We start from the raw sequence: 13,499 nt of genomic DNA, 5'->3' as shown, positions 1-13,499 counted from the left end.
AAGACAAAGAGGAGAAAGCTCTCCTCTTTAAATGAACAATTAAATGGCTGATTAAGTGGTAAAACACACTATCAGTTATTTTGATTACAATTGCGGACGTTTTACAAAACCAATCGCTTCGTACACTTTGTCCAAGGTTTCTTGAGCACGAGCAGCGGCTTTGGTTGCACCTTCATCCATAATTTGGTTTAGTAGCGCTTCGTTATCACGGAACTCATGGTAACGCGTCTGTAAGCCTGTCAGCATGTCAGATACGGCTTCTGCAACGGCACCTTTAAGATGTCCGTACATTTGGCCTTCAAATTCCGCTTCGAGTTCTGCAATTTTCTTACCTGTCACACCCGCCATGATATCCAGTAAGTTGGAAACACCCGGTTTGTTTTCTAAATCATAACGAATACGAGGTGGCTCTTCAGAGTCTGTCATGGCACGTTTGATTTTTTTCACAACTGATTTTGGATCTTCAAGCAGCGCGATGACGTTATTGCGGTTGTCGTCAGACTTGGACATTTTCTTGGTTGGATCTTGCAGCGCCATGACACGCGCACCACCACCTGTTGGGATGAACGGATCTGGAACGGTGAAAATATCACCATAAATGGCATTGAAGCGCTGAGCGATATCACGGCTTAATTCAAGGTGCTGTTTTTGGTCGATACCAACAGGTACTTGATTGGTTTGGTAAATCAGAATATCTGCGGCCATCAACACGGGGTAATCAAACAAACCTGCGTTGATGTTTTCTGCATGACGTGCTGATTTGTCTTTGAATTGCGTCATACGGCTGAGTTCGCCGAAATAAGTGTAGCAATTCAGAGCCCAGCTGAGCTGTGCATGTTGTGGCACATGGGATTGCACGAATATAGTGCTTTTTTTCGGATCAATGCCACAGGCTAAATAGAGCGCAAGGGTATCGAGGGTTCTTTTACGCAGTTCGACCGGGTCTTGGCGAACGGTGATGGCGTGTTGGTCAACGATACAGTAAATGCAGTCAAAATCATCTTGCATCTGTACCCACTGACGTAATGCACCCATGTAGTTACCGATGGTCAATTCACCGGAAGGCTGTGCGCCGCTGAATACGATAGGTTTCTGGGATTGCTTTAGTTTTTCAGTGGGAGTGCTCATTTTAAATTATGTCCTTGCTTATTTTATTTCAGATAAACCGATTGCAGGTAATAGGCCTGAAAAATGGGTTAACACGCAGTCAGGTTCAGTCAATGCAATAGATTCACCATAGTTATAACCGTAGGTCAGACCGACACACGGGCATCCAGCGTTTCGCGCTGCAATAATATCATTACGGGAATCACCGACAAAAAGCAATTCTTCTTTGCGTAAACCGAAGGTCCCCATTGTCAAATAAAGGGGAGCAGGGTGCGGTTTTAAGGCTTTAACATCGTCGCTACCTAACACAAGGGAGAAATAGTGGTGGATATTTAGTTTTTTTAGCAGAGGGGCAATAAATGGGGTCGCTTTGTTTGTCACAATTCCCATTGGTAGCCCATGTTTTGCTAGTTGTTCGAGTGTTTCTCTGACTTCAGGGAACAGTTCGCTACCTGTTGTGACAGACACAGCATAATGTTTATCAAAGCTTTGGCGAGCTTGTTTTTGCAGGTCAGGGGTGATGTTAGCATTAGCCCAAGTGAGTGCTCGCTCAACTAAGACATCGACACCATTACCAACCCAAATCGAGACACGCTCTTTGCCTGCAGGGGGGAAATCAAAATCGTTCAGCATGTTGTCGATGGCTTCTGCTAAGCCACCAGCGCTGTCAACAAGGGTTCCATCTAAATCGAAAGCAACGGCTTTGATATTCTCTAATACAACTTGAGTCATTGAGATACCTTTTGTAGTTCAACACGCATTGCATCGATAACGGTTTTATAATCTGGCTGATCAAAGATAGCTGAACCTGCGACGAAGGTGTCGGCACCCGCTGCGGCAATCTCTGCGATATTATTTACTTTCACACCGCCATCGACTTCCAAGCGAATATCATAACCACTTTCATCAATTAATTTACGGACTTGGCGCAATTTATTGAGGGTTTGTGGGATAAAGGATTGACCACCAAAGCCTGGGTTAACCGACATCAGCAAAATCATATCGACTTTATCCATCACATAATCAAGGTAGCTCAGAGGCGTTGCTGGATTAAACACTAGGCCAGCGGTACAGCCACTTTCTCTGATTAATTGCAATGAACGGTCAACGTGATCGCTGGCTTCGGGGTGGAAACTAATGTGCGTTGCACCCGCTTTTGCAAAATCAGGAATGATCCTGTCGACGGGTTTCACCATTAAATGAACGTCAATGGGGGCAGTAATGCCGTAATCACGCAATGCCTTACAAATCGGTGCGCCGAAGGTCAGATTAGGGACGTAATGGTTATCCATCACATCAAAATGTACGATATCCGCGCCTGCCGCGAGAACATTGGCAGTATCTTCGCCTAAACGGGCAAAGTCAGCAGATAAAATAGATGGGGCAATGAGGAAGTTTTTCATTATTGTCTCCGAGTATTAGTCGTTATCTGAGAGCCATTCAGCGCTAGGTACAGGTTGTTGCGTTTTTTTCTTATTCGTTTTTCTAGGAGAAAGGCTATTAATTTCATTCGTATACAAAGCCAGTAATTCATTGACTTTACTACGGTTTAATATGTTTCTACTAATGGTGCGACGTACTTTAACAATATGCAATTGAGCTTGATGATACCACTCTCTGGTTGAGGGGGTATCATGATTTGATATCAACACAGGAATTTTACTTTCTGTTGATAATTTATGCGCCAGAATCGCCAGATTTTGTTGCTCTAGCGCGCTAAATGAATTGGTGTGGTAAGCCGTAAAATTTGCGGTTTCAGAGAGTGGTGCATAAGGTGGATCGCAGTAGATGACGGAGCCTTCTCTTGCATTTAATAAGGTTTCACCATAGTGCTGGGTGATAAAGGTGGCTTGTTGTGCTTTCTCTGCGAACCATAAAAGTTCTTCTTTGGGGAAGTAGGGCTTTTTATAGCGGCCAAAAGGCACGTTAAATTCACCCTTGGAATTATAACGGCATAAACCATTATAACAGTGGCGATTTAAGTATAAAAAAAGCACACTGCGTTTTTCCGTATCATCGGATTTATTAAACGCTTCACGCATCAAATAGTATTGTTCTGAGGTATTAAATTCAGGTGTGAAGATGCGCTGGGCTTCTTCAATAAAAAAGTCAGTGCGGTGTTTAACCGTATTATAGAGATTGATGAGGTCACTGTTGATATCTGCCAGTATGTAAGAATCATAGCTGGTATTTAAAAACACTGACCCTGCACCAACAAAAGGCTCAATTAAGCAATCACCTTGTGGAAGGTGTTTTTGGATTTCTTCCACAAGGGGGTATTTACCCCCAGCCCATTTTAAAAAAGCGCGTTTTTTTTTCATGCCGTCTTATTATTACAATCGTTTAGAGTAACTGCATTCATACTCTGTCAGGACAACATAATGCGCCCGGGGGAAAACGTTGTTATTTTTGATCCTGTTTGACTTGTTTCATATTTCTTACCCACGGTTTTTTCGCTTGAACAGCAGCAGGTAACGCCCCTATTGCATTTTTTGCATCAGTGACTGAGTTATAGTTACCGTGAATAAGAACATACCAAGTTTGCCCATTACGAATCGTTTTATAAACCTTGTAATTAGCAAGTTTGTTTTCTTTTGCAAAAGCTTCCAATGTGTCTGAGCGGCTGGCACTGCTTAATTGAAGCGTATAGCTACCCGCAGGTGCAGACATGACATTACTGCCTTGGTTATTGGCTGTTGCAGCCGGTTTGGTTGGTTGCTTTGGTTGAGCTGGCTGTTTTGGTTCTACCGTTTTAGGTGGCGTTCTTTCTGGTGCCACGGGTTTTACCGCAGGCTGTTGCTCAACAGGTTTAACAACGGGTGGGTTCAGTGGTGTCACATTCTGTGGCTGTGTTGTACCCGGTGTGGGGACTTGGCCTTGGTTTAAGGCATCAACAACATCACCTGGAATTTCGATTCGCTCACCTAAACCATTCGGTTGAGTTTGCAACTCACCTTGAGTTGGTGTTGGCGTGATTTGTGAACCTGTAATTTCTTGGGCTTGTCCTTGCTGGGTTTGACCTTGTGTATTGGTCAAAGAGGAAGAACCAGATAAATCAATGCTTTGCCCACTATTATTACTGGTTGTTTGCTGACGTTCATGTTCAGTGGGGGCTTTTAATGCAGAACTGATGGCAATAATCAGTAGCAATAAAACAAGGACACCGACACCGATCATGATGTGCTGGCGTGATAAGGCGATTTTTGGTTTCGCAGTTGTCGATTGACGCGAGCGCCCTGCTGGCCTGTCTGATGTATCTGGCCTAAGGTCATTTTGACCTTGTGGCTGGTTATCTGGTTTAAATTCGTCCATTTTCCTCTCCCGAATAAAATTTGCCTATAGTAGAGATAAAATGTCTCTTATCAGTACAGCCTGTTAACGACCAAATAGAGCTTTGTTGCTCACTTTTAAAGCATAGATTCTTTCACGATACCATGCTAACCCGAATGGTATTTTTTTGTATGCTTTTTTGAAGTTCGTATAGAGGCGTAGGCATACCGTATAATTTAACGGCTTTGAACTGCATCTACCAGTAACATTTTAAAACACCGGTATAAATTAGGCATTTTCTTTATTTTTGGCGATGCACAAGGCCATTTTGCCATAATTTTATGGCGTACAGGATGTTATTGCGGCAATGACCGTTTGCGAATCAAGATCTGAACGCATTTCTGAGTGCCCGATAGTGGTTGGTAGAATTAAATGTAGTTTTCCACCCATCACTTTTTTATCACGCATCATATGTGGTAGATAATCGTCCGGCTTCATTTGTGAAGGGCCGTTGACTGGGAGTGAGGCGCGTTCTAATAGTGCAATAACGCGTTGTGTTTGCGCTGGTGTGAATTGACCAATCAATTCCGCGGTTTTAGCCGCCATGACCATACCCGCTGCGACAGCTTCACCATGCAGCCAGACACCGTAACCCATATGCGCTTCGATAGCATGACCGAAGGTATGGCCTAGGTTAAGTAATGCTCGGAGTCCGCTGGTTTCTTTTTCATCGGCAGCGACGACTTGCGCTTTAAGCTCACAGCAACGGCGGATGCAATAAGCCATTGCTTGGTTATCTAAAGCAACCAGTGCATCAATATTGTTTTCCAACCACGTAAAAAATTCGCCATCAAGGATGATGCCATATTTAATGACTTCAGCAAGGCCAGACGCCAGTTCTCTTGGTGGGAGTGTTTTTAAGCAATCGAGGTCGATGACAACAGATGCGGGCTGGTAAAATGCCCCAATCATATTTTTCCCTAATGGATGATTGACAGCGGTTTTACCACCAACAGAAGAATCCACTTGAGATAGTAATGTGGTTGGAACCTGAATAAAGCGAACGCCACGTTGATAACTTGCAGCGGCGAAACCCGTTAAATCACCGATAACTCCCCCACCAAGAGCGATGAGGGTAGTATCGCGGTTATGATGTTTTTCAAGTAATGCAGTAAATACATCATTCATAATAAACAATGACTTATACTGTTCACCATCGGGTAGGGTGATGGAATCCACTTTGACACCAGACGCTTCAAGAACACATTTTATCTTCTCAAGATAAATGGGTGCCAGTGTTTCGTTCGTCACTATCATTGCTCGTTGACCCGCAGCTAATGGCCAAAATGCACCTGTTTGGTTATATAACCCAGGGGCAATATTGATTGGATAACTGCGTTCGTCCAGCGTAACGGTGACCTTTTCCATCTTGTTCTACCTTGAATTCATTACTGACAAAATAACACGATGATAAATTAGTTTTTTTCTAGCATTTCGATGATCTGGCTAGCAACGACTTTAGCGCTTTGTTCATCCGTATGAATGGTAATATCAGCAATTTCTTCATACATCGGATTGCGTTCGTCAGCTAACTTCTCGAGTACTTCACGTGCAGGTTCATCAACCTGTAACAGTGGTCGTTTTTTATCACGCTGCGTACGAGAAAGCTGTTTCTCAATTGTGGTTTCGAGATACACAACGACACCGCGAGCTGATAAGCGGTTGCGGGTTTCTTTGGATTTAACAGAACCGCCACCCGTCGCTAATACAATGCCTTGTTTCTCAGTGAGTTCATTGATGATTTTTTCTTCGCGATCACGAAAGCCTTCTTCGCCTTCAAGGTCGAATACCCAGCCGACATCCGCGCCGGTGCGTTTTTCTATCTCGTGATCAGAGTCGAAAAACTCCATATTAAGCTGTTGTGCCAACTGACGGCCAATAGTGCTTTTTCCAGCACCCATCGGTCCAACCAGAAAGATATTGCGTTTCTCTGCCATGTTTTTTGGTATTACTACGATTATTCGTTAATGAACCCGCCCCGCCAATAAAAAATTAGCAGCGGGACCTAAACTGAAACCTCATTAGTGATGATGTGAGATCAGATAGGAAAATTATCTCAACACATCAACTAGGATTGCAACTATATAAATGTGGCACTAAGCGAACAAAGTGCCACATTTTAAATTACAGGTTTCTATATTTGAGCCGTCGTTATTGCCTAATGCTTTGTTTAGCATGGTCTTTAACAGGTTTAGAATATCATGAGTGAGCATATAATTTCTGTTAATTGTAGAGCAAAATAATTGTGGCTGTTTTATAAGCGACTGACAGCTTGTTCTTTAATCTAAGGATAGTTAGAACATTCAATGGATAACCTTGTATGCTAAAACGACGTCAGCGTCAAATTTATCCGGTAGGTTTATGGCATAAAAAAATTTTTTTTTTGCGCTCTTTGTCTTATTGTCTATTCAACTAGTTGAAGTATAGGTGTTATTTTGCTCATACTAAATATTGATTAGTTTTGGTGTAATAAAAACCACCAGAACCCGCCTATCGACATGTTCCGCACTATTTGTAAACAATGCCCCTAAAAGAGGGACTTGAGAAAGGAAGGGAATGCCGGTTTGTGTTTTTTCTTGTTTTTGCTGAAAAATTCCACCCAATATCAGCGTCTCATTATTTTTAATGGTGACGGAGGTGGCGATTTCTTGTTTGTTTATCGCTAAATGGTGATTTTGGCTGCTGGTGAGGGCGGTATCTGGCGAGTTATGGCTAATTTTTAGATTTAACTCTACTTTTTCATCACGGATGATCGTGGGGGTCACATCCATGCCTAAGACCGCATCTTTAAATTGTACGTGGGTCTTTTTTTCACTGCTGGTGACATAAGGAATTTCAGTACCTTGCTGGATACTGGCGGGTTGTTGATGTGAAGCCATTAACCGTGGGCTGGCAATAATGGACAATAAATTTTCTTTTTCTAACGCATTGAGCTTCATCTCGAGCAATCCTTCACTCAATTTTAAGACGTTGAATGAAAATTGCCCTGGCGCAGAGTGATAACGATTATAGCGGTTAAGTCGGTTGTGTGTTGTGTTGCCTGCTTGTAATCCCCATTCAAGGCCTAACTCTTGTAGCGCTGTTTTGCTACTGCTAATAATATGTGCGGTAATCTGAACCTGTTGTTGAGGTAAATCTTTCTGTTTTATCCAGTCTTCAATAAGTGTGAGACGTTCTTGGCTATCTTTGATGATCACGCTATTTGTTGTCGCTTCGTGACGGATGGTCGCTTTTGGTGACAATAACGCGACCTCGGGTTGTCCGAGTAAGTGTTGAACCTCTTGTGCTTTTATTGAGACTAATTTGAAAATTTTCTCAATCCAAACCTCGTTATTGGTATCCAAAGGTAAAGTGTGATTTATGGCAGGAGGGGGAATATTTTCTTCTATGGGTAACAAAGGCACAAAAGGGTCGCGAATTTGCTCTGCAAAAGCAGTGCTAAACGTTAATGCTAAAATAGTGGTTATTCGCATTACGACAGAGATTAAAATGTTATTCATGGCTATTTTCATCCTTGATAGCGGTTGAATGAATGATTGATGACAGTGTTATTGAGGCAACTAAGGTATTTTTTTTCTGACCAAGCGTGACCTCTGAGTAATGCCATATAGGGGGTGAGGGGGAGGCGATTAGCTGTTGAATAAAATGATAAATATCGGCAAAACCTCCTTGTACTTCCATAAAATAACCTTCGTTATTCTTTATAGGTTGAAGCTTATTGAGCGTAACGGCAGATTGGTTGATGAGGGTATTGAAATGCGAAAATAGTGCCAGAGGGCGGTTATCGGATACCGCATATTGTTCAAGGTGTTCAATTTGTTGTGCTAATTGGCTTATTGGCGGAAGCTGCTGAATGCGTTGTTCTTCTTTTTGAATGTAGTCAGACAAACTTGTTATTTCATTTTCTAATTCAATAAGTTGTATTGAAGACTTTTCCCAATAGAAAAAGTAGCCTACGAATAGAATCACTCCAATAAAGGCAATGATGGGTAAGGTTTTCAGCCAAAATGGACGATACCAAAAGGCATGAAATGTCTCATTCATTTGCCTCTCCTTGGTGTTTTGCAGCGATATGTAGGCGGTTTAATTGCTGGTTTCGGCTGAGTTGTTTTAATTGAACCTCACTTAAATTTTTTTGGTCTGCCAGTTGCTGGCTCAAAAGCGCCATATTTTGGATGTCATAGCTATTGGCTTTGATATCAAGTTGATCATTTATCAACTGAAAAGAGGTCAGCCAGCTTTTTGATGGCGTGATTGTCGGTAAGCTATGCAGCAAAGTCAGTAGGGCTCGGTTGTTTTGCTCGATAGCTTTATGTTTATTTTGTTTTTCAATTAGCTGGTTTAATTGAGCCTGTTGATGTGCTCTTTTCTGGCTGAGTTGTTGAATTATCTGGTGTTTTTCTTGTGTGCTATACAGCGACATTTGTTTGCTCTCAATCTCAATTTTTTGAAATACATATAAAAAACAACAAGTAGCAAGCGTGGAGCAACATAATGCACAGGTGAAGAGGAAAAATTCACGCTTCTTTCTCATCATTTCCTGTTGTCGCCAAGGTAAAAAATTCACTTGATATGGGTTTGCAATTTTCATTTTTAAATATCCCGATGTCGAAGCGCTAGACCTGCGGCTATAACAAAGTCGCCTAATTGGTGCGGAAGTTTTAGATTATGGTGTTGAAAAGCTTGCCGTAATTCCCATTGGTGTGATTGCCATTGAAGATGGTGGGTATGGTCAGTTCGTGGATTTGCAGCATTGAGAGGTTGGGCTATATTTGGATGATCGGTAATGAGGTAAATGGGTAAAGCTGCGGTGTGCTCCTCGGTTTTTAGATGGGGTAAAAGCTGTGAAAGCGTTGTTATCTCATTGTCAGTAACATGGTTATAATTTGCAGGCAGGCTAATTGGGCCTGACCATAACCATTCACCTTGTCTATAATGAACAAGCCAGCATTCGTCAGGTAACCCACAATAGCGAGCAACGTAGCGTAGGGCGACAGGGGCAACATCAATCGCCAATAAATTAAACCCGCTTTGTGCTAACAGGTTTTGCCAAAAGGCGATGTCCGCTTTTCGAGCCCCATTGAGATAAACTTGCTGGTCTATTACGCGGTAGTCAATGGTGAGCTCATGAACATCCATTGGAAAGCATTTTTCCGTTTGTGATTGTAGATACCAGCCCAGCTCAGGTTGTTGAAGGTGGATTTGCTTTGGCAATGAAAGTTGTTGTTTTAATGTACGAACAGCGGGTAAGGCGATAGAAACAGCACAGTTTTTCGGTAATTTCTGACGCCACTGTATTAAAAGTTTCAGTAGAATTTGGTGTTGTTCTGGATCTGAATTATCCGTTATTTCGAAAGGAAGTTGTTGTTGCCAACATTCACATAAAGACCAGTATTTTCGGCGTCGTTTCGTGGCAACTAACTGAATTTTATTTTGATAGATATCGATCCCAATGTGCCATTTTGATGTGTACATAGTTAATTTCCTTATCATTAGCAATTAAATTACGTTTTCTATTGTGCTGTATAAGCTTTATACTATGTGCTAGTGATATCTAAACCCTCTTGTTAGCCGAGCATGGGAATTTTCCGGTGAAGTTCGTAAAATATTTTTTTATTCTTGTTTTCTGTTGCATTTTTTTGGGAACCGCCTCGATTTATGGCATGTATAAATATGTCGAAGGTGAGTTACCTGACGTTGCAACCATGAAAGACATTCGTCTGCAAATTCCAATGCAGGTATATAGCGCTGATAACGAGTTGATCGCCCAATATGGCGAAAAACGGCGTATTCCTCTTCCATTGGCCGAGATTCCACCGCTAATGGTGAAAGCATTTATCGCGACAGAAGATAGCCGCTTTTATGACCACCATGGTATTGATCCAATTGGTATTTTCCGTGCTGTATCGGTGATGGCGTCATCCGGTCACGCGTCCCAAGGGGCGAGTACCATCACTCAGCAGTTGGCGAGAAACTTCTATTTAAGTCCTGAAAAAACCTTAATGCGTAAAGCCAAAGAAGCATTCTTAGCGATTCGCATCGAGCAGCTTTTTTCGAAAGATGAGATCATGGAGCTGTACCTAAATAAAATTTATTTGGGTAACCGTGCTTATGGGGTTGGCGCAGCAGCTTATGTTTATTTCGGGAAAACGGTGAATGAGCTCACATTGAGTGAGATGGCTATGATTGCAGGGCTACCAAAAGCCCCCTCAACATTTAACCCGTTATATTCTTATGATCGTGCTGTGAATCGTCGTAATGTTGTGCTTTCTCGTATGTTGGAAGAAAAGTACATTACAAAAGACCAGTATGAGCAAGCAAGAAATGAAAAAATTGTCGCGTCTTACCATGCGCCAAAGATAGATTTCTCTGCGCCTTATCTCGCCGAGATGGCGCGTCAAACACTGTATGATAAATACGGTGAAGATGCATATACCGATGGTTACAAAGTGTATACCACGGTGATCCGTAAAGATCAGGAAGCTGCAACTGATGCAGTTCGCAATAATTTGATTGACTACGATACTCGCCATGGTTACCGTGGCCCCGCAGAAATGTTGTGGAAGCCAAGTGAAACGGCGTGGGCATCTGAAAAAATTATTGAAAAATTGAAGAAATCCCCTGTTTATGGGCCACTTATGCCAGCGGTTGTGCTATCAGCAACGGGCTCTGAAGCGAATGTTATGTTGGCGGATGGTTCAAAAATTGATATTACGATGACCGGTGTACGTTGGGCACGTAAGTTCATTTCGGATACCCAACAAGGTGCGTCACCAAGAGCGGTGAATGCGGTTGTTCAAGCGGGTGAGCAAATTTGGGTACGTAAAGTGAAAGACAATTGGTGGCTGGGACAAGTTCCTGATGTAAACGCCGCTTTTGTTGCACTTAACCCTAATGATGGTGCGATTATCGCGCTGGTGGGTGGCTTTGATTTTAATATGAGCGAGTTTAACCGTGTGACGCAATCATTGCGCCAAGTGGGCTCGAATATTAAACCGTTCTTGTATACCGCCGCGATGGACAAAGGGCTTACGCTATCTTCTTTGCTCAATGACGTGCCAATTAGCCGCTGGGATGCAGGTGCAGGTTCTGACTGGCGCCCGAAAAACTCGCCTCCCCGCTATGATGGCCCAATTCGCCTTCGTCAAGGATTAGGACAGTCGAAAAACGTGGTAATGGTTCGTGCAATGAGAGCCATGGGAGTCGATTACGCGGCTGATTACTTGATGCGTTTTGGCTTCCCTCGTGAAAATATTAACCGCACGGAGGCATTAGCATTGGGGGCTCCGTCATTTACACCGATGCAAATGGTGCGTGGTTATGCGGTTATGGTTAATGGCGGGTATCTCGTTGATCCGTACTATATTTTAAAAATTGAAAATCACAATGATGAAGTGATTTTTGAAGCGAATCCTAAGCTAGCATGTCCTGATTGTACAAATATTCCAGTCGTTTACGGTGATACGGAACGTACTATCGAAATGAAAGGGATTGATGATGAATCAACAGAGGAAGTCACACAATCTGGCCATAGCGTTATGAATCAAGAGCCAACCATGGAAGTGGCAACCTCGGGTGACGAAAATGTGAGTTCAGAGCCCCAGTATGCGCCTCATGTGATTGGTACGCCGCTTGCCTTCTTAATTCGTGATGCCATGATGACGAATATTTATGGTGAACCAGGTTGGTCAGGAACGGGGTGGCGCGCAGCAAGGGATTTAGGCGGTCGTCGTGATATTGGTGGTAAAACAGGAACTACCAATAGCTCAAAAGATGCATGGTTCTCAGGATATGGCCCAGATGTAGTGGCGTCCGCGTGGATAGGTTTTGATGATAATAAACGGACACTTGGTCGCGGTGAAGCGGGGGCGAAAAGTGCTCAGCCGATGTGGGATGATTTTATGAAATCAATCCTTGCTGGCGTTCCAGTGAAAACGATGAAACCACCTAAAGGGGTTATCTCTGTATCGATTGACAGCCGTACAGGTAAGTTAGGCTCTTCACGCCGTGAGTATTTTATCGAAGGGACTGAACCTAAAGAGTATTCTGTACAAGAAGTGGGAACCACCATTTCTACAGAAGGCGGCTCTAGCCAAGAACTGTTCTAAAAAATACATTTAGCAATATCTTGATGAGCACCCCATTGTTATCAAAACATGGGGTGTTTTTTTATGATAAAACACATTAAAAGAGTGTAAAATAGCTTCTTAAGCTAAGAATTGGTATAGAAAAAAAACGCGACTTATATAAAATACATCGGCAAGTGATACTACTTACTACTTTTTAAGTAACGTTCTAAGTAGAAAAGTGCGCTAATATTTCTCGCTTCATTGAAGTCTGGATGCTCTAGCAGTTCCATCATGCGTGCAATTGGCCACTTAACTTGTTGCAGTGGTTCAGGCTCATCGCCTTCAAGCTTTTCGCTATAAAGGTCTTGTGCTACTAAGATGTTCATTTTGCTAGAAAAATATGATGGTGACATCGTCAGTTTAGCGAGCTGAAGAATGCGGTTTGCGCCATAGCCAATCTCTTCTTTGAGCTCACGCTGTGCGGCTTCTAACGCAATTTCGCCAGGGTCGATAGCCCCTTTAGGGAAACCGAGTTCGTAGTTTTCAATCCCAACGGCATATTCGCGTATCAGAATGAGGTGGTCATTGATAATAGGAATGATGAGAACCGCTTCGCGTTTTGCAGGGCGCATTCTTTCATAGACTCGTTTTTCACCGTTGCTGAATTCGAGGTCAACTGACTGAATACTGAATAATTTTGATTGAGCAACATCTTGAACATTCAAGATTTTAGGTTTTTTTAGCTCTGTCATAACGATTTCCAAACAAGATGGGTGAAACCTATTGCTAAAAGCATGTTTCATTTATTTATGTGGTACTTTTACTTGGCGTTGCCAGTATTTTGACATCATTGTGTCACTATGACCTATATCAAAAAAAAATGATAGAGATGACTGAGTAGGTAAAATACTGTTTGCTTATTCTTACACAACAATAGCACAGATAAATAAATAAAATATTTTTTTACAACATATTGTAAATTAAAACAAAAAC

At 42.4% G+C, this 13,499-nt stretch carries 13 protein-coding genes; 1 reads left to right on the top strand and 12 read right to left on the bottom strand.

The window, feature by feature from the left end; all coding sequences use genetic code 11:
• Positions 1-84 precede the first annotated feature (84 nt).
• The 11 genes from trpS to pilM all read right to left on the bottom strand — a co-directional run bounded on the left by trpS (position 85) and on the right by pilM (position 9,912).
• Positions 85-1,128, bottom strand: a complete 1,044-nt coding sequence (gene trpS, locus ABWP91_RS18405) for a tryptophan--tRNA ligase (RefSeq protein ID WP_353244464.1) — start codon at positions 1,126-1,128, stop codon at positions 85-87.
• An 18-nt stretch (positions 1,129-1,146) separates the two neighbouring features.
• Complete coding sequence (locus ABWP91_RS18400) at positions 1,147-1,839, bottom strand: phosphoglycolate phosphatase (protein ID WP_353244463.1); 693 nt, start codon at positions 1,837-1,839, stop codon at positions 1,147-1,149.
• Positions 1,836-2,510 (bottom strand): ribulose-phosphate 3-epimerase, encoded by a 675-nt coding sequence (rpe, locus tag ABWP91_RS18395; RefSeq protein WP_047756509.1) that lies wholly within the window; start codon positions 2,508-2,510, stop codon positions 1,836-1,838. Before rpe ends, ABWP91_RS18400 begins: the two co-directional genes overlap by 4 nt.
• A gap of 15 nt (positions 2,511-2,525) precedes the next feature.
• Entirely contained in the window at positions 2,526-3,428 is a 903-nt protein-coding gene (gene dam, locus ABWP91_RS18390; RefSeq protein ID WP_353244462.1) for an adenine-specific DNA-methyltransferase, read from the bottom strand.
• Between the two features lie 82 nt (positions 3,429-3,510).
• Positions 3,511-4,419, bottom strand: coding sequence for an SPOR domain-containing protein (locus ABWP91_RS18385; RefSeq protein ID WP_353244461.1), 909 nt, complete (start codon positions 4,417-4,419; stop codon positions 3,511-3,513).
• 297 nt (positions 4,420-4,716) lie between these two features.
• Entirely contained in the window at positions 4,717-5,805 is a 1,089-nt protein-coding gene (aroB, locus tag ABWP91_RS18380) for a 3-dehydroquinate synthase (protein WP_353244460.1), read from the bottom strand.
• Positions 5,806-5,852: 47 nt separating this feature from the next.
• On the bottom strand, positions 5,853-6,374 hold the full coding sequence (aroK, locus tag ABWP91_RS18375; RefSeq protein ID WP_047756505.1) for a shikimate kinase AroK: 522 nt from the start codon (positions 6,372-6,374) through the stop codon (positions 5,853-5,855).
• A 507-nt stretch (positions 6,375-6,881) separates the two neighbouring features.
• Positions 6,882-7,937 carry a secretin GspD/PilQ domain-containing protein gene (locus tag ABWP91_RS18370; RefSeq protein ID WP_353244459.1) on the bottom strand — a complete coding sequence of 352 codons (1,056 nt, stop codon included), beginning with the start codon at positions 7,935-7,937 and terminating at the stop codon, positions 6,882-6,884.
• The gene (locus tag ABWP91_RS18365) at positions 7,930-8,481 is read right to left on the bottom strand and encodes a hypothetical protein (protein WP_353244458.1); all 552 of its coding nucleotides are present in this window, start codon (positions 8,479-8,481) and stop codon (positions 7,930-7,932) included. The genes ABWP91_RS18370 and ABWP91_RS18365 overlap by 8 nt, the downstream gene beginning before the upstream one ends.
• Positions 8,474-8,860, bottom strand: coding sequence for a PilN domain-containing protein (locus ABWP91_RS18360; protein WP_353244457.1), 387 nt, complete (start codon positions 8,858-8,860; stop codon positions 8,474-8,476). The genes ABWP91_RS18365 and ABWP91_RS18360 overlap by 8 nt, the downstream gene beginning before the upstream one ends.
• A gap of 170 nt (positions 8,861-9,030) precedes the next feature.
• The gene (gene pilM, locus ABWP91_RS18355) at positions 9,031-9,912 is read right to left on the bottom strand and encodes a pilus assembly protein PilM (RefSeq protein WP_353244456.1); all 882 of its coding nucleotides are present in this window, start codon (positions 9,910-9,912) and stop codon (positions 9,031-9,033) included.
• Positions 9,913-10,028: 116 nt separating this feature from the next.
• Between pilM and mrcA the strand changes: the two genes are divergently transcribed.
• Complete coding sequence (mrcA, locus tag ABWP91_RS18350; protein WP_353244455.1) at positions 10,029-12,545, top strand: peptidoglycan glycosyltransferase/peptidoglycan DD-transpeptidase MrcA; 2,517 nt, start codon at positions 10,029-10,031, stop codon at positions 12,543-12,545.
• A 161-nt stretch (positions 12,546-12,706) separates the two neighbouring features.
• Here mrcA and nudE read toward each other — a convergent pair whose 3' ends face one another.
• A complete protein-coding gene (gene nudE, locus ABWP91_RS18345; RefSeq protein ID WP_353244454.1) occupies positions 12,707-13,258 on the bottom strand; it encodes an ADP compounds hydrolase NudE in 552 nt (183 codons plus the stop codon).
• Positions 13,259-13,499: the final 241 nt, after the last annotated feature.

It is taken from the genome of Providencia sp. (assembly GCF_040396775.1).
GTDB lineage: Bacteria > Pseudomonadota > Gammaproteobacteria > Enterobacterales > Enterobacteriaceae > Providencia.
This window is presented reverse-complemented; position numbering and strand designations above follow the sequence as displayed.